Here is a 22,974-nt window from a genome sequence, read left to right on the forward strand (position 1 = left end):
GACCCTCCAGGTGGTCGTGCCCCACCGGGTGCGGCGGGACTGGCCCCGACGCTAGGAGCGCCCCGCCGAGCGAGGTAGATGAATGCAGCTAACCAGCAGGCGGCCGATCTTTCGCCTTCCCGATGTCGAAATCGGCCTCCAACGACACCACCAGGGCGAAAGTTCCGCCGACGCCGAAGTGGATCAGCGCAGCAGGCGGCGCAGGTCGGCGCGGCCTCGGATGCCGAGCTTCTGGTACGCCCGAGCCAGGTTGTTGTTCACCGTCGGCACGGCCAGCCCGAGCTGGGCGGCGATGGCGACGCTGGTGTGCTCGGCGGCGAGCAGCAGCACCTGCCGTTCGCGGAAGGTGAGCAGGGAGGTGTTCTCCCCGGCGCGCATGAGCGGCGTCTTCGCCTCGGCGAGGCCCGAACCCGCAGCCTCCGCGAGGCCCGAACCCGCAGCCTCCGCGAGGCCCGAACCCGCAGCCTCGGCAAGGCTGGATCCGGCGGCCTGGGCGAGGTCGGATTCGGCCCACCGCTGTCGCCTCCGGTGCCGTCGAGCCGCTGTACGCCACAGCTCCGCGGCGTGCAGGTCGTAACCGCGCCGGGCCAGTGACCGCGCCGCCTGTTCGAGGCAGTCCGCCGCGTCGGGGTCGGCCAACGCGGCGGCAGCGCGATCCAACAAGCCCGCGAATCCCCGTCCGTCGCCGACGCCAGCCGGGGAGCGGCCGACAAGAGAGCCCCGGCCAGCGGGCGGCGGAGCATGTACGCCGAGCCGAGCGAGGTCGTAGCGAGCGAGCGCGGCGACGATCGGCATACCGGCCTTGTCAGCGAGGTCGTGCGATCGCCGGGTGGCTTCGACGGCGGCGGCCAGGTTGCCGGCGGCGTACTCGGCCCAGGCGCGCCAGCCTTCGATCCAGGGTTCGAAGACCTGATCGCTCGGGTGCGCCCGCTCGTCGGCGGCTGCCATCAGGTCCGCCGCCGCGGCGCGTCCGGCGAGGGCGGCGGCTGCGGCGCGGGCGGCCCGGATCGTGCGGCTCAGGCGGAAGGTGTCGTCGACGTCGAACCCGGCTTGCGCCTCGGCGAGCAGGCGTTCGGCTTTCTCGTGGTGGCCACGGGCGAGGGCGGCCAGGCCGGCGTACAGGGCCCAGCCGCAGACCATCATCGCGGCTCCGCCGTCGAGCGCGGTCCGGTAGCCCGCCAGGGCGAGCTTCTCCGCGGCGCGGGGTCGCCCACTGGCCAGGTACGCCAGGCACAGTCCAGTGTCGATCTCCACTTGCGCCCAGGGCAGTCGTCCGGTGTGGTCGGTGATCCGTCGGGCAGCCGTCGCGTACGCCTGTCGTGCGGCAGGCAGTCGCCCGAGGAACCCGTTGGCCGCTGCCGCCGCTGCTCCGGCCCAGGCCGTCGCCTTCGGCTCGGCAGCCGGATCGCCGAGCACACCGGCCGCCCAGTACGCGGCCTCACCGCAGCGCCCGTCGAAGAACAGCAGCCACGATCGGGAACCACGGGCGAGCGGCTCGCCGCCGACAGAGTCCAAAGTATGCAGTGCCTGGGTCAGATCCCCGTCGCCCCAATACATCGCCTCGGCTCGGGTGACCGTCCACTCCGTGCGATCGCCCTCGGGCGGGTTGACGAGCAATGTCTTCGCCTCGTCGAGGCGACCCCGATAGACGGCGATCTCGGCGAGCAGGCGGTCGGCTTCGGCCCCCGGATCGACGTCCCGGACCGCGCGCGCCAGCCGTTCCGCGAGCTGCAGATCCGCGTGACCGATCGCCAGTCGCGCCCCTGTGCGTACCAGTGGGGGCTGGGTTATGTGTGCACCTTCGACCTGCCACAGGGCCGCGAGGAGCGCGTCGCCGTGCCGGCGCAGCGGCGTGGCCAGCAGCGCGCCCGCGAGCCGGCGGTAGGTCCGCGTCGCGCGTGTGACTGTCTGGCCCGCACGCAGCACCTCGCCGTAGAGCGGGTGTCCAAGTCGGACGACGCGCCGCGAGCCCGAGCGCTCCACAATGATCAGTCCACTGTCCTCGGCGTCGCTGATCGCGTCGATCCCCACCAGCCGCTCCAGCAGGCCGAACGCGAGCGGCTCGCCACACGCCACGAACTCGATCGTGCTCCGCCCGGCCTCACGCAGCCCGGCCAGCCGCGCGGTCACCAGGTCCGCGAGCCCGCCCGGCCGCGCGCCGTGCAACAACTCCCGCAGGGCCAGCGGGTTTCCGCCGGCCAGTCGATGCAACCGGCGCCGCGTCTTCACTGGTACGCGGGCAGCACTGGCATGATCGATCAGGTGGTCGACGGCGTCCTCCGGCAACGGCGGCAGCTCGACGACCTCGCCGATCAGCGGGGCGAGCGCGTCCGGCAGCGTCTCCCCGGATCGGGCGGTGAGCGCGAGCCGAGCCAGCCCCGCCCGGCTCAGATGGGCCAGCAGCGCGGCCGACGCCTCGTCCAGCAGGGGCGCGTCGTCGACGCCGATGACGGCCGATTCCCGCCGGAACCGCTGCTCTGCCGCGCGCAGAACGTGCGTCCGATCAGCGAGTACGGCGTCGGGCGGGATGAGCGGCAACACCGCCGCCAGCGGAATGGCCGCCGCCGCTCTCGTCGCCGTCACCCAGTACGCCGCCCCGTCCACACCGGACACGCATTCCCAGGCAAGCCGGGACTTCCCCTGCCCGGGCGGTCCGGTGATCAATACCGTCACCCGTTGGCCGAGCGCCCGCCCGACGCTCGCCACCTCGGCGTCCCGACCGTGAAACGGCCACATCCCGGCTCCTCCCGTCGTCAGGAGGAATTCGTCGCCCGGCGTACGCCGGATGGGACCGCCGCCTGAGTGCTAGTCGGGCCGAAACAGCGCGCGTACGCCGACCAACCGCACCGGGCGCCGACGCTCGAACCGGCCCAGGGCCGTCATCGCCGCCTCGATGATCGCCGCTTCGCCGGCCGGCTGCTCGGACAGGGTCCGCCCATGCGTCTCGGTGAGGAACGGGGCATAGCGCACCTTCACCACGACCTGCTTGACGTCTCGGCCGTCGGCGAGGGCGGCCCGTCCGACGTCGGCCGCCATGCGGGCGACCTCGTCGCGTACCTCGGCCCAGTCGGTGAGGTCTTCCTGAAAGGTGTGTTCCTGACCGGCCGACCGCGACACCCAGGCCTCGCCGGTCACCGGCGAATCGTCGCCGCCGTTGGCCAGCCGCCACAGCCACGGCGCGGTGGCCGGCCCGAAGGCCCCGGCCAGCTCGGCGGGGTTCGTCGCGGCCAGCTCGCGTACCGTGTGGATGCCAAGCTCGGCGAGCTTCCGAGCCGTCTTCGGGCCGATGCCCCACAGCACGTCCGTGCCCCGATCGCCGAGCACCGCGAACCAGTTCGCGGCGGTCAGCCGGAACACGCCGTGCGGCTTGCCGAAGCCGGTCGCGATCTTCGCCTGCAGCTTCGTCTGGCCGATGCCGATGCTGCAGTCCAGCCTGGTCGTCAGGCGTACGCGGCGCTGAATCTCGCGCGCGAACACCTCCGGGTCGGAGACCCGCAGGAGGGCCTCGTGGCTCAGGAACGCCTCGTCCCAGCCCAGCGGCTCGACCACCGCGCCGGAGCCGCGCAAGGTCGCGAACACCGAAGCGGAGGCCTCCTCGTACGCCTGCCGGTCGACCGGCAGGAAGACGGCGTCAGGGCAACGGCGCGCGGCGGTCCGCAGCGGTTGACCGGAATGTACGCCGAAAGCCCGAGCCTCGTAGGACGCGGTGCTGACGACACCCCGCTTGGTCGGATCCCCGTCCCCGCCGACGACCAGCGGGCGCCCACGCAGTTCAGGCCGCCGAAGGAGTTCGACGGCGGCGATGAACTGGTCCATGTCGAGATGCAGCACCCAACCGGGCATACAGCCATTGTTCCCGCCTCATCCGGCGGATGCGGAGTTACTTCGCGAACGACATGACGAGCGCGGCGACGGCCGCACCCCAGATCGGCGTGACGAGCCAGGCGATGCCGAAATCGCGCAGCGTCTTGCCGGACAACCGGCTGAGATCGGTGCGCGCCGTGCCGACGATCGCGCCCGTGGACACCTGCGTGGTCGACATCGGCCAGCCGTAGACACCGCCCAGGCCGACCAGCGTCGCGGTGGTGAGATTCGCGGTGAAGCCCTCGGTGTGGTTGAGCCGAACCACCTTCTCCCCAAGGCGGCGCGCGACGCGTACGCCGAGCAGACTGCCCGCCGTCATCGCCAGCGCGACCACGAGACTGACGGTCGTGGCGCTGTAGCCCGCCGGGATCAGGGCGAACCCGCCGATCGCGGCGATCTTCGGGGTGTCGTTGAGACCCCGGGCAGCGCTGGCGGCCCCACTCGACAGCCAGTGCAACCCGTTCAAGGCGGCGAAGGAGCCACGATCGGACACCGGTTGCGGGGCTTCGACGGCTGGCTCGGCGTTCTTGGGGGTGATCAGCCGCGCCAGCAAGGTCAGCACCAGTGAGACGGCGTACGCGACCGCGATGCTCAGCAACAACGGCACGACGACCTTCGCGACCAACCCGTCCCAGCGGACCGCGTCGGCTCGCAGGACCAGGCCCGCGCCGATCAGCGAACCGACGATCGCATGCGTGGTCGACACCGGCAGCTTGGTGACACTGGCCAACGTCACCCATGACGCCGCGCCGACCAGTACGGCCAGGGCGAATTCGCTGGTCGGCGTACCGGAGAAGATGCCGGTCGAGAACAGCTTGCCCATCCCGCGACCGAGCTGAATGGACAGCAGCGCGCCGGCGCACGTCGCAGCGGTGCCCCACAAGATCGCCGTCCGGTACGCGGTCACACCGGCCCCCGCCAGGGTGGCGACGCCTTTCGAGACGTCGTTGGCGCCGTTGGCGGCGGCCAGCCCGACGAGCATGATCATGATGAGGAGAGCCACCCGCTCAGTGTTCACCGGGCGTTCACATAGTCAATCCCCGGAAACGGCCGACCGACTCCGGGGATCGCGCGTTCAATCGCGTACGTAGTAGTGGCCGTTGGTGTCGTCATAGCGGCCGCCGGTCCGGCAGCACCGGCGGAAACCGCCGCCCGGAACCACACGGGCAGGGGTCCTTGCCGCCGAGCTTCTCGACCAGCTCGGTGTCGTGCCCGACGACGCGTACGCCCCGCTTGACCTGGGTCTCGCTAGAGGGAACCCCCGGCGGCGTTTGCTGGTCGGCTCAAAAGGACGGCTCGACGTTCTCATACTGGCGCATGGCGACCTCCCAAGATCGTGGTTGAGGTACGCACGATAAAGCTCGCGACGCCGACCCTGCGACCCGATTTCGGCTGGACGGGCTCGCGGGTGGCGTGCTGGGTTGGCGCGAAACGCCAGGATGCTTCGGTGAATTGTCCCGTTTGGGCAGTTAAGCTGCCCGGCATGCGGAGAACGGGGGCATGGGTCGCAGTGCTGACGGCGCTGGTGGTCGTACTGCTGGGGAACTCGGTGCGAGCCCAGGCACAGACACCACCGTTCGCCGCCGTCCAGTACGGCACCAACGGCTGCATCGAGGTCGGCGTTCGGCCCGATCCGCCGTACAACCAGCCCAAGCCCTTCATCGTCCCGGCCGGATACGACATCACGAGCGGCTACCCGGCGTTCGGCTACGATCCGGCGGGCTACACGCCGACGTCGGGCACCAACTCGTGCCGCTATAACTTCCGCGATCCGACCGGGACCACGGTCGTGGGCTCCGCCTACTGCGTGCAGTGGGCCGCCGGGCAGCGGACCGGCACGGGCTACGATCCGGAACCCTGGGACGGCACCATCCGCAACGCAGGCTACGTGCGCCGGATCCTCGCCGAGTACTGGCCGGTCGCCAACGCGCCGGCCGTGCCGTCGACCAACCCGACCGTGATGAACCGGCAACGCTCGGGCACGGTGGCCATGGCCATCCACTACTTCACCGACGGCGTCGTCATGCCGCCGAACTATCAGGACCAGGCGCTCTACAACGTCGTACGCACCGTCGTCACGGAGGTCCTCGCGAAAGGCCCGATGACCGAACCGGCCGATCCGACGCCCACGATCGACGGCCCGGACGGCGGCTCGACGGGCGGCCTCATCGGCCCGTACGCGATCGGAGCCGACGCGACCGGCGACGTGACGGTGACCGTCGACGGCGCTCAGGCGTACCTGGACGGTGCCGGCACCCAACCGTTCACCGGTGGCCCCCTCGCACCCGGTACGCAGTTGTGGCTCTCCTCGGCGTCGGCCGGCACGGCGACGATCCATGCCGAGGGCCCGGTCGTAGCGCAGACCGGCACCTTGATGGTCCCGGATCCGGCGTACCCGGTGCAGCAGATGATGCTCGCCGAGCCGCTGACGCTCAACGGCGAGGCGAGCAAGCCGGTCACGATCGTCGTACCGCCGATCAGCCCGCATCTGTTCAGCCAGGTTTCCGCCGACCAGATCGAGGTCGGAGCCGCCGTCACCGACCGGTTCACGGTCGTCGGCCTGCCGTCTGGGCGGCAGGCTGTCCTCACCGTCTCGCTCTACGGTCCGGTGTCCCGGCCCGCCACCGGCTGTGCCGCCGTGGACTGGGCCGATGCCTCGGTCGAGCGGACCTTCGATCCGGTCATGATGACCGCCGAAGGGAGCTATACCACCAGCTCAGTCGTGCTGAGTGAACCGGGGTGCTACTCGTTCGGCGGGACACTGGATCCGGACGTCGGGGACCCGGTAGTCTTCCCGCCCGGCGATCCGGCCGAGACAGTGCTCGTCATCCGGCAGGTGATCCCACCGGTGCTCACCATCGCCACGCAGACGTCAGAGCACACCGTCGACCCGGGAACCACGGTGTCCGACCGCGTGACCGTCGCCGGACTGCTGCCGGGCCGGACGGTGACCATCACGCCCCGGGTGCTGGGCCCGGTGACGCCTGGCCCGGACGGCAGCTGCGCGAGCGTCGAGTGGCTGACGGCGCGTCCGCCGGTGGCAGCCACGCTCCCGGTGCGGGAGGTCGACGCGAACGGAGCGTTCCAGACCCAGCCGGTGACTCTGACCGCTCCTGGTTGCTACCTGTTCGTCGCCACCGCGGTCACCACCCAACTGACCGGCGGCGAGATCCCGGTCGACCACGGACTGGCCAACCCCGACGAGATGGTCCTGGTACGCGATGTGCCCGTGCTGCCGAACTCCCACGGACCCCGGCCCGTCGTGGCAGTCCTCGGCGCGCTGTCGATCCTGATCGGATTCGCACTGTTCAGCGCTTCCCGCCGCGTACGCCCCCAGCTCCGTTGACCTACTGAAGCTCCACGACAGCCTGGACCAGCGGCGCTTGATCTTGAAAGCGGGCCGAAAACGCAGGCCCACGGGCGCATAGCCACGACGGCGTCTGATGGGACCCGGCTGCCCGATCGTGAACGTAACCGGATCAGGGTTCTGGGTCGAATCTTGCACCTTGATTCGACCCAGAACCCTGATCCAGCGCGAAAAGCGGGTCAGCGCAGAAAGGGGCGGAGGTCAGGAAGTGGGCTCACCTGAAGGCGCGGTGAGTGTCACCCCGAGTCCGACCGGCGTACCGAAGTTCGGCGTGCCGTCGGCGTTCCACGAGATCTTCTGGGCCCGCGTCGACCGGTTCATGTCGCAGCCACCCGACGCGGACGAGTTGGCGTGGTAGACGATCCAGTCTTCGGTGCCGTCCGGGGACTTGAAGAACCCGTTGTGGCCCGGTCCGAACACTCCAGCTCCGTCATTGCGGGTGAAGATCGGGTTCGCGGACTTGACCCAGGACGACGAGTTGAGCGGGTCGCCGCCGTTCCAGGTGAGCAGGCCCAGTTTGTAGTCCGGAGTGGAGCAGTGGCTGGCGGAGTAGACGATGAACGTCTTGCCGCCGTGCTGGATGACTTCGGCGCCTTCGTTGACCGCGCCACCGACGGTCTCCCAGCTGTAGGTGGGTGTGGACAGCAGGCGCCGTGTCCCGGCCGCGGTCCACGGGTTGCTCAGCTGGCGGATGAACATCGGCTGGGAGCCGTTGTAGTAGGTGCCTAGCAGGTAGAGGTTGCCGTTGAGCTGCAGGATGCTCGGGTCTAGTTCCCAGGTGTTGTCCGAGGTCGGGTCGAGCAGGTCGGCCTTGAAGGTGTACGGGCCCATCGGGTCGAGGCCGGAGCTCTCCAGGACGTGGATGCGCTGGGTGCCGAGGTTGTAGGGCTCTACTCCGGCGACGTAGTACAGGTACCAGCGCTGCCCGTTCGGGCCGTTGAGCAGGTGGAACTCGGGCGCCCACATGGTGCCGGCGCCGTTGGGGTTGGTCAGGTTGAAGATCACCTGGTCGGTCGCGCTGGCCAGGCCGCGCAGGGTGGTGGCTTTGCGCATCGTGATGGTGCGGTTCCACGTCGTCGTGGCCAGGTAGTAGTACCCGTTGTAGTACTGGAGCCACGGGTCCGGCCCTTGTGCCTTCAACGGGTTGGTGAACGTGCCCGGCGTCGGCGTGGTACCGCCGTTGAACCCGGGCAGTCGCCAGACCCGGCTGGTGGCGGTGCTGCACGGCAGCTGCACCAGGCCGGTGTTCGACGCTGAGGAGCCGCCGCTCGGGACGATGCACTTGCCGGAGCTGGCCGAGACGACGTTGAACGTCTTGTCGGTGCCGCTGACGGTCACGGCGGTCAGCCGCCACTGCTGATTGGTACCGCCGTGGCAGCTCCACTGGATGATCGTGGCGTTGTCGGCGGTGGAGGCCCCGTAGACGTCGACGCACTTGCCGGCGTTGAGGGTGTTGACGGTGTAGAGATCCGTGGTTCCGGACACCGGGGTGAAGGTGAAGGTCTGGTTCGTGCCGGAGTTGCAGCCGTACTGCAGCAGCTGCACACCGTTGGTGGCGGAGCCGTTGGGCAGGTCCATGCAGTTGCCGCCGTTCTGATTCACGGCGGTGCTGCTGAACGTCACGATCGCCTGGGCGGGCGTCGGGAATCCGAGACTCGCCAGCACCATCAGCGGTACGGCGAGCAGGGACAGGCGGCGGGGACTTCGCATCGGTCCACATCCTTCGGCGGGTAGGCGGAAGCTGACAGCCTCGCGGTGAAGGCTTCCGGAACCGGCTGCCTACCCGGCCACCGCTGTGGTCGTCCCACTATATCAGTACATCCACTGATATCAACATAGTGCGTTGATCATGGAGTTTCCGGTGCCGACACACCGTCGAGACCACAGTTAACTCCATGATCAACGCGTAAAGCGGGGGGAGGGGGAGGGGGTTAGGTGGTGGGGCGGCGGGCGGCGATGAGCCGCTGGAGCAGGATGAAGACGAACAGCAGGATGCCGATGACCATCTTGGTCCACCACGACGAGAGCGTCCCCTCGAAGGTGATGATGGTCTGGATCAGGCCCAGCGCCAGTACGCCGAGCGCGGTGCCCCAGACGTAGCCGGTGCCGCCGGTGAGCAGCGTACCGCCGATGACGACGGCCGCGATCACGGTCAGCTCCATGCCGATGGCGTGCAGGCTGTTGCCTGACGGCAGGTAGAAGGTGAACAGGACGCCGCCCAGCGCCGAGCACAGGCCGCTGATCGTGTAGACGGCGATGCGCGTACGCCCGACGGGCAGGCCCATGAGCAGCGCGGACTGCGGGTTGCCGCCGACGGCGTACGCGTCGCGCCCGAGTTTGGTGAACGCCAGCACGAGCGCTGCGATCACGACGACCGCGACGGCGATGAGCACGCTCCAGGTCACCTTCAGCGACCCGAACTTGAGCGACCTGCCCATGTAGGTCCAGAAGGGATCGTTGATCGGAATCGAGGAGGTGCTGATGGCGTAGCAGATGCCGCGGGCGAGGAACATCCCGGCGAGGGTGACGATGAACGGCTGGATCTCGAAGAAGTGGATGATGCAGCCCATGCCGAAGCCGAGGGCGGCGCCGGCCGTCAGCCCGGCGAGGATCACCAACGGCACCGGCCAGTGCGCCCGTTCCAGCAGCACCGCGGTCAGCATCGTGGTCAGCGCGACGACCGAGCCGACCGACAGGTCGATGCCGCCGGTCAGGATCACGAAGGTCATGCCGACCGCGACCACCAGGATGAACGCGTTGTCGATGAAGACGTTCAGGATGATCTGCGGGTCGTTGAAGCCGATGTAGCGCAGCGAGCCCAGCCCGTACATCAGGGCCAGCAGGCCCAGCGTCGCGAGCACCGGGATGTGCCGCTCCTGCGGCCGCCATCGCTGTCGGACGGGCACGGTCGTCATGCGGGCACCTCGATCTTGGCGGGCTCGGACGGCGTCGTCGGGGTGGATCGCGGGCGCCGCCCGAAGACCTTGGCCCGGAACGCGGGGGACTGGATCAGGCACACGATCGTCACGACGACCGCCTTGAACAGCATCGTCGTCTCCGGTGGGATGCCGACGGTGTAGACGGTGGTCGACAGCGCCTGGATGATGAGCGCGCCGAGGACGGTGCCGCCGAGCGAGAACCGTCCGCCACCGAGCGACGTCCCGCCGATCACGACGGCCAGGATCGCGTCCAGCTCGTACCACAGGCCCGCGTTGTTGCCGTCGGCGCTGTGCACGTTCGAGCTGATCATCAGGCCCGCGATGCCCGCGCACAGGCCGCAGAACAGATAGACCATGACCATGATCCCGCGGGCCCGGATGCCCGCGAGCCGGCTGGCCTCCGCGTTGCCTCCGGTCGCTTCGATGAGTACGCCCAACGCAGTGCGCCGGGCCAGCACAGTGGTGACGGCGATCATGACGACGGCCACGAGCACGGAGAAGGGGAGCGTCGCGAGGTATCCGCCGCCGATCAGCTCGTAGGGGTCGCTGTTGACGGTGATGATCTGCCCGTCGGTGATGAGCTGGGCGATGCCCCGGCCGCCGACCATGAGGATGAGCGTGGCGATGATGGGCTGGATGCCGATCCCGGCGACGAGGAAGCCGTTCCACAGGCCGAGCACCAGCGACAACGCCAGGGCCAGCCCGACGGCGACCAGTACGCCGCCGACCGAGTTCTGGTCGCCCTGGTCGCTGATCACCAGGCAGGCCAGCGCGCCGCTGATGGCGATGGTCGAGCCGACCGACAGGTCGATGCCTCGCGTGGCGATGACGACGGTCATCCCGAGGGACACGACGACCAGCGGCGCACCCAGTCGCAGGATGTCGATCAGGCTGCCGTAGAGGTGGCCCGCGCGTACCTCGATGTGCAGGAAGTTGGGCGTGAACGCGACGTTGCCCAGCACGAGGACGGCGAGCACGAGGGCCGGCCAGAACAGGCGATGGGTCGCGGCGGTGCGGGCCGCCGTGGCGAGACGAGTCATGCTGCAGCTCCTGGTGAGACATCCGCTCCGTGCGCGATCGTCTGCAGGACGCGATCGGCGTCGAGGTCGTCGGTGTTGGCCAGCTGGGCGACGAGTTTGCGGTCCCGCAGTACGCCGACCTTGTGGCTCAGCCGCAGCACCTCTTCGAGTTCGGCCGAGATGAACAGCACCGCGAGGCCGTCGCGGGACAGCCCGGCGACCAGCTTCTGGATCTCGGCCTTGGCGCCGACGTCGATGCCGCGGGTCGGCTCGTCGAGGATGAGCAGTTTCGGTTCGGTGATGAGCCAGCGGGCCAGCAGCACCTTCTGCTGATTGCCGCCGGACAGGTTGCGCACCGGCAGATCCGGGTCGGCGGGACGGATCTGCAACGCCGAGATGTATTTGGCGACCAGTTCGTCCTGCGTGCGTCGCGGAATCGGGCGCGTCCATCCGCGTACCGCTTGAAGTGCTAGGACGATGTTCTCGCGGACCGTGAGCTCCTCGACGAGGCCTTCGGTGCGGCGGTTCTCGGAGCAGAACGCGATGGCGTGGGCCATCGCGGCGCGGGGGCTACGCAGGGTGACCGGCGTGCCGTTGAGCTGGAGCCGGCCGTGGTCGGCGCGATCGGCGCCGAACAGCAGCCGCGCGACCTCGGTACGCCCGGAGCCGAGCAGGCCGGCCAGGCCGACCACCTCGCCGGGGTGGATGGTGAGGTCGAACGGGGCGATGGAGCCTTTGCGGCCCAGCTCCACCGTCTCGACCAGGGGGAAGCCCGACTCCAGCGCGGACAGTTCCGGCCGGGGCTGGTCTTCGAGCTGTTCCAGGGTGGTCAGCTCCTTGCCGATCATCGCGGTCACGAGGTCCACATGCGACAGCTCGGCGGTCGGATACTCGCCGACGAGGCGGCCGTTGCGCAGCACCGTGATCCGGTCGGCGATCTCGTAGACCTGATCGAGGAAGTGCGTGACGAACAGGATCGCGACGCCTTCGTCCTTCAGCTCGCGCATCACCGTGAACAGCTGCTGGACCTCGGTGGTGTCGAGGCTGGAGGTGGGCTCGTCGAGGATGAGCACCTTGGCCTCGATGTCGATCGCGCGGGCGATCGCGACCATCTGCTGGACGGCCAGCGAGTAGGTGCCCAGCGCGGCGGTCACGTCGATGTCGAGCCGCAGCCGCTGGAGCAGGTCGCGGGAGCGCCGCCGGATCGTCGCCCAGTCGATGGAGCCGAATTTTCGAGGCTGGCGGCCGATGAAGATGTTCTCGGCGACCGAGAGATTGGCGCAGAGGTTGATCTCCTGGTAGACCGGGCTGACCCCGGCCTGCTGGGCCTGCAGCGGACTGCCGAACCGCACCGGGCGTCCGGCGAGCGCGATGTCGCCGGAGTCGATGCTGTACGCCCCGGTGAGCACCTTGATCAAGGTGGACTTGCCGGCGCCGTTCTCGCCCATGAGGGCGTGCACCTCACCGGGGAACAGCCGGAAGTCGACCCCGTCGAGCGCGCGTACGCCGGGGAACTGCTTGCTGATCCCGGTCATGGTGAGGACCGGTTGGCTCATGGCCGCTACTCCCAATCTCCGCCTGCGCGGGCGGGGCGTCGCCACCCCGCCCGCGCTCGGGCCTAGTACTTGCGCTCCGGCAGGGCGGCCTTGGCCTGCTCCTGCGTGAAGGTGGTCTCGTTGGTGACGATGCGCTTCTCGACGCTCTCACCGTTCTTGACCTTCTTGACCAGCTCCATCAGCTGCGGGCCGAGCAGCGGGCTGCACTCCGCGATGAAGTTGATCTTTCCGTCGGCCAGTGCCTGCATGCCGTCGTGGACCGCGTCGATCGTGATGATCTTGATGTCGACGCCCGGCTTCTTGCCGGCCGCCTCGATCGCCTCGATCGCGCCCAGGCCCATGTCGTCGTTGTGCGCGAAGAGCACGTCGATGTCCTGGTGCGCCTTCAGGAAGGCCTCCATGACCTCCTTGCCCTTGGCCCGGGTGAAGTCGCCGGTCTGCGACGCCACGACCTTGAACTTGGAGTCCTTGGCGATGATGTCGCCGAAGCCCTTCTTGCGGTCGTTGGCCGGCGCGGAACCCGTGGTGCCCTGCAGCTCGACGATGTTCACCGGGTCGGTCTTGCCCTCGTACTGCTTGACCAGCCACTCGCCGGCGAGGTTGCCCTCCTTGATGAAGTCCGAGCCCAGGAAGGTCTGGTAGAGCGAGGTGTCGGGCGAGTCGATCGCGCGGTCCGTGAGGATGACCGGGATCTTCGCCTCCTTCGCCTCGTTGAGCACCGCGTCCCAGCCCGACTCGACCACCGGCGAGAAGGCGATGACGTCGACCTTCTGGGCGATGAACGAGCGGATCGCCTGGATCTGGTTCTCCTGCTTCTGCTGGGCGTCGGAGAACTTCAGGTCGATGCCGGCGGCGGCCGCCGCTTCCTGGACCGACTTCGTGTTCGCCGTACGCCATCCGCTTTCGGCGCCCACCTGAGAGAAGCCGAGGGTGAGCTTGCCGTCGTCGCTGCTGCCGCCCGGCTCCTTCTTCGAGCAGGCGGCCAGCCCCGCAACCGCGATCACGGCGGCTAGCAGGACGGTTGTAGACTTCCTTAACACTGTTCACTCTCCTTCAAGGCTGGACCCGGTCGGCAAACCGGGCCGCCGAAAATGGGCTGACGCTTTGTCCCTTGTGGAGCTGTGTGCGGTGGTACGCGGCCGGCGGGTTCAGCGCCGGCCGCTTTCTGTTCTCGCCGCTCTGCTCAGCGGCGCGTCTTCGGCGGGATGGGGCGGTGAGCCGGTGGTCCGGGCCGCCGGAACGGTCAGGTGGGCGTCGACTCCCACCCCGACCGCCGTCCCCTCCGGCGGCCCGGGCCACACGGCGGCTGATGGCTGCCGGAACAGCGGTCCTCGATGTTAGCGCTCTCATTCATCGGGGCGAGTCTCCTGCGTCGGGCCGGTCACTGGGGATTCAGCGCAGGTCGCGCGTACTGTCGCGGACCTGCAGCGTGGGGGTGAGCAGGATCTGCCCATGCGGGCGATCGCCGGTGGCGAGTTCCACCAGCAGTTGCATGCTGCGCCGGCCGACTTCGCCGAAGTCCTGCTGGACCGTGGTGAGCGGCGGGATCATGAACGGCGCTTCGGGGATGTCGTCGAAACCGACCACGCTGACGTCGTCGGGAACCCCGCGACCCGCTTCGTGCAGGGCGCGCAGCAGACCGAGGGCCATGTGGTCGTTGGCGCAGAAGACCGCGGTCACCGACGGATCGGCGGCCAATCGCCGGCCGGCTTCGTACCCCGACCGGGAACTCCAGTCGCCGTCGAGCGCCTCAGGTGCGGGCGCACCGGCTTCGGCCAGCGCCTCCCGCCAGCCCGCCTGGCGCTCGCGCGCCTCAGGCCAGCCGGCCGGACCGGCGATGTGATGCACGGTCGCGTGCCCCAGCGAGAGCAGATGCCGGGTCGCCGTCGCCGCCCCGGCGGTGTTGTCGACGCCGACCATCGGCACCCCGGAGGTGTGTCCGATGCCGACCCCGACCAGCGAGATGCCCGCCGGAACCGCGTCGAGCGCCTCGGCCGCCGAATCCTTCGGCACGATGGCGACGATGCCCTCGACGGTCTGCTCGCGCAGCCGGTTGATGGCGTCGAGCACCGCCCGCCGGCCGAGCGCGCTGATGCTGGCGATGCTGACGAAGTAGCCCGCCGCCCGCGCCGCCTGCTCGATGCCGTAGACCATCGAGGCCGGGCCGAACAGCGTGCTGTCGAAGGTGACGATGCCCAGCGTGTTGGAACGCTTGGTCACCAGGGTCCGGGCGGCCGAGTTGGGCTGGTAGTCCAGCTGCCGCATCGCCTCGAGCACCCGCTCGCGGGTCTCGGGACGCACCTTGGTGTGGTCGTTGAGCACCCGGGAGACGGTCTGGTGGGACACCCCGGCCAGCCGCGCCACATCCGTCATCACCGCGGAACGCGGCTGACTGGAACGGGCGCGAGTCATGACATACCCCTCGGGTGAACGACGTGTTGCGGGGGTGTTGCGCAGATAGTGTTAACGCTCACATCGGCTGGCGTCAACCCAAGTCGATCTTCCGTTACCGTCCCGTTCCCCGCTTGGTCCACTCCGGCGGTGTCCGAAATGGGGGGATGACCAGACTGTCATCGGCCTACCTGCGAAAAGTTCGCCTGATCTTGGTGTTGACGTCAACCTCCGTTGCCACCGGAGGGCCAGATTGCCGAGACATGGGACTTGGACACCACCATCACCACCACGATCACTCGCACGACTTCGCGGTCAGCGGGTCGGACCTGCCGGCCGCGCTCGACCTGAGCGTGCCGGACACCGAACTGTCGCCGTCGGACAACTCGCGGCGTACGTTCCTGCGCGGGGCGGGTCTGCTCGGCGCGGGCGCCGCCGTCGGCGGCCTCATCGGCGCGCCGGCCTTCGCCGGTGACAAGCACGAGACGTCGGCCGAGGCGTACAACCACCGCGAGGGCGAGGCGGGCGACCTCGTCTGGCTGGCCGGCGACCACCACATCCACACCCAGCACAGCTCGGACGGGCAGTACCGGGTCATCGACCACGTCAAGCACGCGCACGCGTACGGGCTGGGCTGGATGGTCATCACCGACCACGGCAGCGTCGCCCACGCGAAGATCGGCGTCGAGAAGGTCAACCCCGACATCCGCGCCGCCCGCGAGGAGATCGACGACATCCTCGTGTTCCAGGGTCTGGAGTGGAACATCCCGGCCGCCGAGCACGGCACGGTCTTCGTGCACCCCGGCCAGAACGAGGTCGCGGTCCTCAAGGAGTTCGAGAACGCCTTCGACGGCGTGGTCACCAACACCACCGGGTCGACCTCGGCCAACGAGGCCGTCGCCATCGCGGGCCTGAACTTCCTCAACGACGCGGTCACCAAGAAGCGCGTACAGGACGCGATGTTCTTCGCCAACCACCCGGCGCGTAAGGGCATCGACTCGCCGCACGAGATCCGGGGCTGGCGCGACGCCGCGCCACGCATCGCGCTGGGCTTCGAGGGTGCGCCGGGCCACCAGGCCGCGGGCATCCCGTCGCCGCTCGGCCCGGGCTCGGGCCGGGGCTACTACGACAACTCGCCCTCGTCGGCGTCGTTCGCCGGCTACCCGCTGGAGAGCTACCGGACCTGGGGCGGGTTCGACTGGATGACCTCGACCGTCGGCGGCCTGTGGGACAGCCTGCTGGCCGAGGGCAAGCCGTGGTGGATCACGGCGAACTCCGACTCGCACTCGGTCTACAGCGACACCTCGGTCAACGGCGGCGGCGACTTCAACGCCAACGGGCGGTACAACGACGCCGTCTATTCCAGCCCGGCGATCCTCACCAACGGTGACTTCTGGCCCGGCTACTACAGCCGTACGCACGTCGGGGCGACCCGTCCGTCGTACGCCGCGGTCATGGCGGGTCTGCGGGCCGGCCGGGTCTGGGTGGACCACGGCGGCCTGATCGACGGCATCGACGTCCGCGTCGGCACGGCGACCCTCGGCGGCACGTACGCCGTGCGTACCGGCCGGGACGTCCAGGTGAAGATCAAGATCAAGCTGGCGAGCGGCTCGAACTGGGCGCAGTTCGTGCCGAAGCTGGCCCGGGTCGACCTCATCGCGGGCGAGATCACCGGACCGTCCGCCGACAAGGACGTCTTCAGCACCCCGAAGACGAAGGTCGTCAAGTCGTTCGACGTCTCGTCGTCGACCGGCACGGTCACCCTGACCTACACCTTCCCCGACGTCGAGAAGGCGTTCTACCTGCGGCTTCGCGGCACCGACGGGAAGCGTACGGCGGTCGGCCTCAACGGGACCACTGTGGACCCGGTCGGTCCGGCGATGGACGTCGTCGGGTCCGCCGACCCGTGGCAGGACCTCTGGTTCTACACGAACCCGATCTTCGTCCTCCCGCTGGGCCGATGATCTCGGGCCTCGACCTGGGGCACGCGAGCGTCGTGGAGGCCGAGCACTGGCTGCGGGAGACCGCGGCCGGGCTCGGCCTCGCCGACCTCGTCGCCTGCACCCACCTCGTCCACGGCGACCAGCCCCGCGTCGCCGTCTCGTTGTCCGCCGCCGGTTCCTGGCCCGACCCGGTCGACGCCGAGGTCGCCGCCCGGGTGGCCGCGCTGCACGAGTCCGGCCACGGCGGCCGGGCCGTCCTCTATCCCGGGATGGCCGCCCTGGTGGGGACGCTGCCGGTCGCGGAGTTGCTCGCGATCAGTGCGATTCAGGAGGTACGCGTACTGGGCGCGCCGTCGCCGGAACCCGATCCGCAGACCCTGATCGACACCCGCGACTTCGTCCGCCCCCAGTACGCCGACGGCCGCCTGGTGCTGATGGCGATGCCGGCCCCGGGCGGGCGGATCGCGCCGTTCGAGGTGCCGAATCCGACGCCGTGCTGTGCGTTCCACTGATGCGGCGTCGGGGGCGCATCACTCGGTGAGGGCGGGTTGGGCGTGGATGCCGGCGAGGACGGTGGCGAGCAGCCGGTCGAATTCGGCCGCCGATCCGAAGTCGGCGACCGGGGAGCGAGGGCGGCCAGTGTCGGATGGGCGGCGGCGTCGAAGTCGGGCACCACGCTCGGCCTGCTCGGGATGGTGCCGGCGCTGGCCGGGCTCGTCGCGGTCGCTCCCCTGTGGAGCCGGAGTTCCGGCCCGGCCGCGACGCTCAGCGATCGGCGGTAGCCAGCGCGAGATCGCGAACGGGCTCGACGACCGCGCGAGCGGATTCCGGCGTACGCAGTGTGCGGATGCGCCGGGCGAACATCGGCACCGCCGACGCGGCCAGCCCGGCGGCGCCGATCGCCACGCCCCAGCGTGCGCCGACCAGTTGCCCGAGCACTCCGGCGAGCGCCGACCCGACCGGCAGGACGCCGAACGTGATCAGCCGGTAGCCGCCGTTCGTCCGGGCGATTGTCCCGTGTGGAGCGACGATCTGGCGCAGGGTCACCGAGAGCACGTTGGCGCTGCCGAGCCCGACGCCGGAGACGAGTTCGACGGCGGCGAGGGCTGCGGCGAACGGCGTACCGGTGCCGGGGAGCACGGCGATGAGCAGGGGAGCGCCGGTCGACAGGACGAGCGAGAGGGCGAACGCGCGGCCGTAGCCGAACCGAGCGGCCAGGCGCAGCGCCAGCATCGTGCCGGCGAACGCGCCGACGCCGGCCGCGCTGATGGCCAGCCCGTACGCGCCGGCGCTGAGCCCGCGGTCGGTCACCGCGAAGATGACGAGGTTGACCACGAGAATCTGGGCCGCGCCGTTGTAGATGGCGGCGTGGGCGGTCAGCGCTCGCAGGAACGGGTTCGCGCCCAGTTGGCGAAGGCCGTCGAAGACGCTGGTAGCGGGGGTCGGCTCGGGGTCGGGTTCGGGCTGCTTCGCGGCGGCGACCCCGTACGCGCTGGCCAGATAACTGATCGCGTCGAGGAGCATGGCGAACGGGGCGCCGACGACCTGCACGAGGAGTCCGGCCAGGCCGGGCCCGGCGACCTGGGCGGCGGTGGTCGAACCCTGCATCGCCCGGTTCGCCTTGGGCAGGTACGCCTGCGGCACGAGTGTCGGCAGGTACGCGAAGCCGCCGATGTCGAAGACGACGCTCGCCGCCCCGACGACGAGCGCGATGCCGACGAGGAACGGCACGGACAGCCAGCCCAGTGCGTACGAGATGGGAATGAGCAGGAGCGCCGCGAAGCGCACGAGGTCGGCGGTGATCATGGCGCGACGGCGCTTGCGGGTCTGGAGCCAATGCCCGGCGAGCAGGGGGAGCACGACGTTGGGCAGGTACGCGGCGGTGGCCACGGCGGAGACGCCGGCCGCGCCCGCGCCGAGGGTGAGGGCGGCGATGAGCGGCAGGGCGACGGCGGAGACGTGGCTGCCGACGACCGAGACGGTGTGACCGGCCCAGAACCGCCGGAAGTCCGTTACTACTTGAGGGGATGCATCTGGTAACACGTTACCGATACTAGGGGGATAGCTGGTAACATGGCAAGCGTGATTCAGCCGGGCGACCGAGCGCCCGCGCCGCCGGGGTTGGCGCTGGTGCAGGACTTGATTAACACCGTGGACTTGGAGATGGACCGGGACGCGCTGCGCACCGTGGGCGGACTGGTGGAGTTCTGCGCGGACCACGACGTGCCGCTGTCCGGCCTGACTGAGTCCGACCTGCGCGCGGTGCTGGAGCTACGCGAGGCGCTGCGCGACGTCTGTCAGGCGCACGCGGGCGTGGACGTGCCGGCGGCTACCGTGTCTAGATTGGACAAACAGCTCGCCCAGGCTCACCTGGTCCTCGCGATCGACGAGTCCGGCACGGCCCTCGTGCGCCCAGCCGCCGGGCTGACCGGCGCGGTCGGCCTGACCGCTCACATCGCGTCGTCCATCGCGGGCGCGGTCGCCGACGACACCTGGCGACGGCTCAAGGCGTGCGCCGCCGACACCTGCCGGTGGGCCTACTACGACCACAGCCCGGCCGGTCGCAGCCGGTGGTGCACGATGAGCATCTGCGGCGCCCGCAACAAGATGCGTCGCCTGCGGTCCCGCGCCTCCGCGCCCGCGGGATGAGTCCGATCGGGTGCTCGACAGCGGATTCCGACGTGACCGGCGTCAGGGCTGTTCGGCGAGCAGCCGGGTCAGCGAGAGCCGGAAGTGATGGCGGCTCGTCGCACCCTCGACCACGACGACCCAGCTGTCCAGGCCGTGCTCGAAGATCCGCCGGCCCTGGTCCGACCACGGATGCTTGGGCTTGTAGGTCCGGGCCAGCTGGAGGGCGCCGGCGACGGCCGCCTCCCGCTCGGGGCCGAGATCGTAGAGGTTGGTCAGCTTCCAGTTGGCGTACTGACCGTTGCCGCCGGTGCTCTCCTCCAGCAGCGCGTAGTACCTGCCGACCTCCATCAGGACACCGCCTCGAGGACGGCCAGCGTGACCCGGAAGTGGTAGGCGCCCGACGCGCCGTCGACCACGACGATCCAGGTGTCCTCGCCCTGCCGGAACACCTGCCGCCCCTTCTCCTGCCCCGGGTGCACGGGCCGATGCGTGGCCGCCGTCTCGGCCGCCAGCTCCAGCGCGACGGCACGATCCGGCCCTAGCGCCCGGGTCTTCGTCGGCCGCCACGCGGCGGAGTTGCCACCGCCCGCGAGTTCCTCGACGATCGCGTACCAGTTGCCCGGGGTCCCATGCATGCGACCGATGATCGCATCGACCCGCAAGTCAGTCGATCAGTGCCGTCGCGACCGCCCTGGCGAACGCGTCCACGTTGTCGATCATGATGTTGTGGCCGCAATCCGGAATCGGCACCACGCCGACACCCGCTGCCGTCAGCCGGTCGGCGTCCGGACGCGGTCCGTCGCTTTCCGGATACAGCAGGGTCCGCGGGATGGTCACCGACTCCAGGTGCTCCCGGGCGGTCGGATCGCCGCCGAGCAAGGCGTTGATCGCGGTCCGGTAGAGCGCACGCGGTTCGGCTAACCGCATGGTGGCGGCCCAGTGCGGGCCCACGTGCGCCATCGTCTCGGCCCAGCCATGCTCGAGGAACTCGGCCTCGGTCCGATAGACCCCGATGCCGGAGCTTCCCGGGCGCTTCACCGTCGGCAGCGGCCGTACCGGGTCCAGGACCGGATCGACCAGCACCAGACGGCGTACCAGTTGAGGATGGCGGGCCGCGAGCACGCAGGCGACCGCGCCGCCCAGGCTGTGCGCCACCACGTCGGCCCGGCCCACCGACGCCTGCTCCAGCGCGCGGGCCAGCAGGTCCGCATGCATTTCCAAGGTGTACGCCTGATCGGCGGGCCGATCGCTGATGCCGAAGCCGAGCAGGTCGATCAGCAGCGAGCGATGACCGGCCAGGGCCGGGTGGGCGACCGCCTCGGCGTAGTAAGGCGCGGAACTCGCGCCGAGTCCGTGGAGGTAGACGCGGGTCGGCTGGACGCCAGGCAGTTCGGCCCAGCGCAGCTGGGAGCCGTCGGGGAGAACGGGAGCGCTATGCATAGCCAAGAAGATATCTCGAAGCCGAGGTATCTTGGCAAGAGGGTATGATGCTGATCATGCTCGAACTGGCGATCCTGGGTTTCCTCTACGACGAGCCGTTGCACGGGTACGACCTGCGCAAGCGGGTCGGCGCGCTGACCGGGCACGTGCGCCCGATCGCCGACGGCACGCTGTATCCGCTGCTCAAGCGGATGGAGGCGGCCGGACTCCTGAGCCGTGAGCTGCAACCCGGCTCGGTCGCGGCGCCCCGGCACATGCTCGCGCTGACCCCCGCCGGGCGAAAAGCGCTGCTCGACCGGCTGCGCGAACCGGACGAGCTGTTCATCACCGACGAGAACCGGTGGTTCACCCTGCTGGCCTTCCTGCGGTTGCTGGACGACCCGGCCGCACAGGCGGTCGTGCTGCGGCGACGCCTGGAGTTCCTGACGCAGCCGGCGAGCTTCCTCTGGGACGGCGATCGGCCGCTGCGCGCCGCGGACTTCGACGATCCGTTCCGGCGTGGGCTGTTCACGATCGCGACCGCGACCTCGCGGACCGAACTCACCTGGCTGCGGCAGACCTTGACCGAGCTGGAACCGGCTACCTGACGGCTGGCGGGCGACTCGCCTCGGTCGGCCTTGCCGGGCGGCGCGGCTTGTCGGCCGGCTGGGCTTCGGGTGGCTCGGCTTGTCGGGCGGCGCCGCTTGTCGGGCGGTTCGGCTATCGGGCGGTGGTGGTGAGGTCGCGGTCGGGGAGCGGTTCGGCCGCCTCCGGTGGCCGGGGCGGATACACCCACGCGACCATCACGACCGAGATGATCATCAGGAGGAACCAGGAGCCGAGCTTGCTCGGCGAGACCAGGTGCCAACCGCCGGCCTGGCTCGGGTAGGACCAGGCGTGCGACCAGGTCGCGATGTTCTCGGCGAGCCAGATGAACACGGCGACCAGCCCGAATCCGACCAGCAGCGGCATCCGCAGCCGTCGGCGGAAGATCCGGAAATACATCACGCACCGCCCGAACACGACCGCCACCACGGCGGTGATCACCCAGCGCAGATCGGCGATGTAGTGGTGGCTGAAGAAGTTGACGTAGATCGCGACGGCCACCGCGACCGTCGCCCACTGCCGCGGATAGCGAACGAACCGCAGGTCGAACAGCCGGTAGACGCGTACCAGGTAGGAGCCGACGGCGGCGTACATGAAACCCGAGAACAACGGGACGTGGCCCAGCCGCAACACACCCGTCTCCTCGTACGCCCACGACCCGACCGCGGTCTTGAACAGTTCCATGCCGGTGCCGACGACATGGAAGAGGATGACCACGCGCAACTCGCGCAGCGTCTCCAGGCGGGCCGCGACCATGATGATCTGGATGAGCACGGCGGCGAGAGTGAGCGCGTCGTTGCGTACCAGCGGGGCGGAGTCCGGCCACCAGAGCCGGGCTGCGAAGATCACGGCCAGCATCGCCGCGCCGAAGACGCACGCCCACGCCTGCTTCGCGGTGAACGCTGCGAACTCGACCAGCCAACTGCGCCAACCGGTACGCGGAGCGCGGTCGAGCCAGCCGTGAACCCGCCGATCGAGCGCGCTTTCGGTGCTGGTCAAGGGGCTTTCGGGCACCCGACGCAGTGTACTTGCCCCGCTCTTTTCGGCGGCGCTCGCTGGGCTCGCTGCCGCTCGCGCTCGCCCGTTCGCACCTCGCGGCGCTCGCTTTGAGCGGCAGATCAGGGATATGCATGTGATCTTGGGCGGTGGATTCAGGGGGTGGTCGCAACACCTTGGTTGATTCGAGGTGTTGTTGATGGCTCGTCCGGTGTCGTTGCTGGTTGTTCGTCGTGAATTTTG

At 69.6% G+C, this 22,974-nt stretch carries 20 protein-coding genes and 1 pseudogene; 6 read left to right on the plus strand and 15 right to left on the minus strand.

Annotation, left to right across the window (positions count from 1 at the left end; translation table 11 throughout):
• Positions 1-183 precede the first annotated feature (183 nt).
• The 4 genes from AB0M47_RS28330 to AB0M47_RS28345 form a co-directional block, all read right to left on the minus strand.
• Positions 184-2,736 carry a LuxR family transcriptional regulator gene (locus AB0M47_RS28330; protein ID WP_363419372.1) on the minus strand — a complete coding sequence of 851 codons (2,553 nt, stop codon included), beginning with the start codon at positions 2,734-2,736 and terminating at the stop codon, positions 184-186.
• Positions 2,737-2,805: 69 nt separating this feature from the next.
• The gene (locus tag AB0M47_RS28335) at positions 2,806-3,843 is read right to left on the minus strand and encodes a DNA polymerase IV (protein WP_363419373.1); all 1,038 of its coding nucleotides are present in this window, start codon (positions 3,841-3,843) and stop codon (positions 2,806-2,808) included.
• A 37-nt stretch (positions 3,844-3,880) separates the two neighbouring features.
• Positions 3,881-4,867 carry an inorganic phosphate transporter gene (locus tag AB0M47_RS28340; RefSeq protein ID WP_363419375.1) on the minus strand — a complete coding sequence of 329 codons (987 nt, stop codon included), beginning with the start codon at positions 4,865-4,867 and terminating at the stop codon, positions 3,881-3,883.
• Between the two features lie 106 nt (positions 4,868-4,973).
• Entirely contained in the window at positions 4,974-5,063 is a 90-nt protein-coding gene (locus AB0M47_RS28345; protein ID WP_363419407.1) for an SEC-C metal-binding domain-containing protein, read from the minus strand.
• Positions 5,064-5,347: 284 nt separating this feature from the next.
• On the opposite strand from AB0M47_RS28345, the gene AB0M47_RS28350 reads away from it, so the two are divergent.
• Positions 5,348-7,210, plus strand: a complete 1,863-nt coding sequence (locus AB0M47_RS28350; protein WP_363419377.1) for a hypothetical protein — start codon at positions 5,348-5,350, stop codon at positions 7,208-7,210.
• Positions 7,211-7,432: 222 nt separating this feature from the next.
• Here AB0M47_RS28350 and AB0M47_RS28355 read toward each other — a convergent pair whose 3' ends face one another.
• The 6 genes from AB0M47_RS28355 to AB0M47_RS28380 all read right to left on the minus strand — a co-directional run bounded on the left by AB0M47_RS28355 (position 7,433) and on the right by AB0M47_RS28380 (position 15,157).
• A complete protein-coding gene (locus tag AB0M47_RS28355; RefSeq protein WP_363419379.1) occupies positions 7,433-8,941 on the minus strand; it encodes a family 43 glycosylhydrolase in 1,509 nt (502 codons plus the stop codon).
• Positions 8,942-9,162: 221 nt separating this feature from the next.
• Positions 9,163-10,146, minus strand: coding sequence for a galactofuranose ABC transporter, permease protein YjfF (yjfF, locus tag AB0M47_RS28360; protein WP_363419381.1), 984 nt, complete (start codon positions 10,144-10,146; stop codon positions 9,163-9,165).
• Entirely contained in the window at positions 10,143-11,210 is a 1,068-nt protein-coding gene (locus AB0M47_RS28365) for an ABC transporter permease (RefSeq protein WP_363419383.1), read from the minus strand. Before AB0M47_RS28365 ends, yjfF begins: the two co-directional genes overlap by 4 nt.
• Positions 11,207-12,745 carry a sugar ABC transporter ATP-binding protein gene (locus AB0M47_RS28370; RefSeq protein ID WP_363419385.1) on the minus strand — a complete coding sequence of 513 codons (1,539 nt, stop codon included), beginning with the start codon at positions 12,743-12,745 and terminating at the stop codon, positions 11,207-11,209. Before AB0M47_RS28370 ends, AB0M47_RS28365 begins: the two co-directional genes overlap by 4 nt.
• 62 nt (positions 12,746-12,807) lie before the next feature.
• Entirely contained in the window at positions 12,808-13,749 is a 942-nt protein-coding gene (locus tag AB0M47_RS28375; RefSeq protein WP_363419387.1) for an ABC transporter substrate-binding protein, read from the minus strand.
• A gap of 388 nt (positions 13,750-14,137) precedes the next feature.
• On the minus strand, positions 14,138-15,157 hold the full coding sequence (locus AB0M47_RS28380; RefSeq protein ID WP_363419388.1) for a LacI family DNA-binding transcriptional regulator: 1,020 nt from the start codon (positions 15,155-15,157) through the stop codon (positions 14,138-14,140).
• A gap of 242 nt (positions 15,158-15,399) precedes the next feature.
• Here AB0M47_RS28380 and AB0M47_RS28385 point away from each other — a divergent pair, with 242 nt between their 5' ends.
• Genes AB0M47_RS28385 through AB0M47_RS28395 form a run of 3 tightly spaced genes read left to right on the plus strand, consistent with a single transcriptional unit; the run spans position 15,400 to position 17,861 of the window.
• A complete protein-coding gene (locus tag AB0M47_RS28385; RefSeq protein ID WP_363419390.1) occupies positions 15,400-17,100 on the plus strand; it encodes a PHP domain-containing protein in 1,701 nt (566 codons plus the stop codon).
• Positions 17,097-17,591 carry a hypothetical protein gene (locus AB0M47_RS28390; RefSeq protein WP_363419392.1) on the plus strand — a complete coding sequence of 165 codons (495 nt, stop codon included), beginning with the start codon at positions 17,097-17,099 and terminating at the stop codon, positions 17,589-17,591. Before AB0M47_RS28385 ends, AB0M47_RS28390 begins: the two co-directional genes overlap by 4 nt.
• A 42-nt stretch (positions 17,592-17,633) precedes the next feature.
• A complete protein-coding gene (locus AB0M47_RS28395) occupies positions 17,634-17,861 on the plus strand; it encodes a hypothetical protein (RefSeq protein ID WP_363419394.1) in 228 nt (75 codons plus the stop codon).
• On the opposite strand, the gene AB0M47_RS28400 is transcribed toward AB0M47_RS28395, so the two are convergent.
• On the minus strand, positions 17,845-19,122 hold the full coding sequence (locus tag AB0M47_RS28400; protein WP_363419396.1) for an MFS transporter: 1,278 nt from the start codon (positions 19,120-19,122) through the stop codon (positions 17,845-17,847). The two genes, AB0M47_RS28395 and AB0M47_RS28400, sit on opposite strands and share 17 nt — an antisense overlap.
• 30 nt (positions 19,123-19,152) lie before the next feature.
• On the opposite strand from AB0M47_RS28400, the gene AB0M47_RS28405 reads away from it, so the two are divergent.
• Positions 19,153-19,728, plus strand: a complete 576-nt coding sequence (locus tag AB0M47_RS28405) for a CGNR zinc finger domain-containing protein (protein ID WP_363419398.1) — start codon at positions 19,153-19,155, stop codon at positions 19,726-19,728.
• A gap of 42 nt (positions 19,729-19,770) precedes the next feature.
• On the opposite strand, the gene AB0M47_RS28410 is transcribed toward AB0M47_RS28405, so the two are convergent.
• The 3 genes from AB0M47_RS28410 to AB0M47_RS28420 are packed head-to-tail and all read right to left on the minus strand — an operon-like array spanning position 19,771 to position 21,150.
• Positions 19,771-20,058, minus strand: a complete 288-nt coding sequence (locus tag AB0M47_RS28410) for a hypothetical protein (RefSeq protein ID WP_363419399.1) — start codon at positions 20,056-20,058, stop codon at positions 19,771-19,773.
• Positions 20,058-20,345 (minus strand): hypothetical protein, encoded by a 288-nt coding sequence (locus tag AB0M47_RS28415; RefSeq protein WP_363419401.1) that lies wholly within the window; start codon positions 20,343-20,345, stop codon positions 20,058-20,060. The genes AB0M47_RS28410 and AB0M47_RS28415 overlap by 1 nt, the downstream gene beginning before the upstream one ends.
• 28 nt (positions 20,346-20,373) lie before the next feature.
• Positions 20,374-21,150 (minus strand): alpha/beta hydrolase, encoded by a 777-nt coding sequence (locus tag AB0M47_RS28420; protein WP_363419403.1) that lies wholly within the window; start codon positions 21,148-21,150, stop codon positions 20,374-20,376.
• A 56-nt stretch (positions 21,151-21,206) separates the two neighbouring features.
• Here AB0M47_RS28420 and AB0M47_RS28425 point away from each other — a divergent pair, with 56 nt between their 5' ends.
• Positions 21,207-21,737 carry a PadR family transcriptional regulator gene (locus AB0M47_RS28425; protein WP_363419405.1) on the plus strand — a complete coding sequence of 177 codons (531 nt, stop codon included), beginning with the start codon at positions 21,207-21,209 and terminating at the stop codon, positions 21,735-21,737.
• A 166-nt stretch (positions 21,738-21,903) separates the two neighbouring features.
• On the opposite strand, the pseudogene AB0M47_RS28430 reads toward AB0M47_RS28425, so the two are convergent.
• Positions 21,904-22,749: pseudogene (locus AB0M47_RS28430) on the minus strand (DUF817 domain-containing protein); the annotation flags it as partial.
• Positions 22,750-22,974: the final 225 nt, after the last annotated feature.

The organism is Hamadaea sp. NPDC051192 (genome assembly GCF_040682475.1).
Classification (GTDB): Bacteria; Actinomycetota; Actinomycetes; order Mycobacteriales; family Micromonosporaceae; genus Hamadaea; species Hamadaea flava.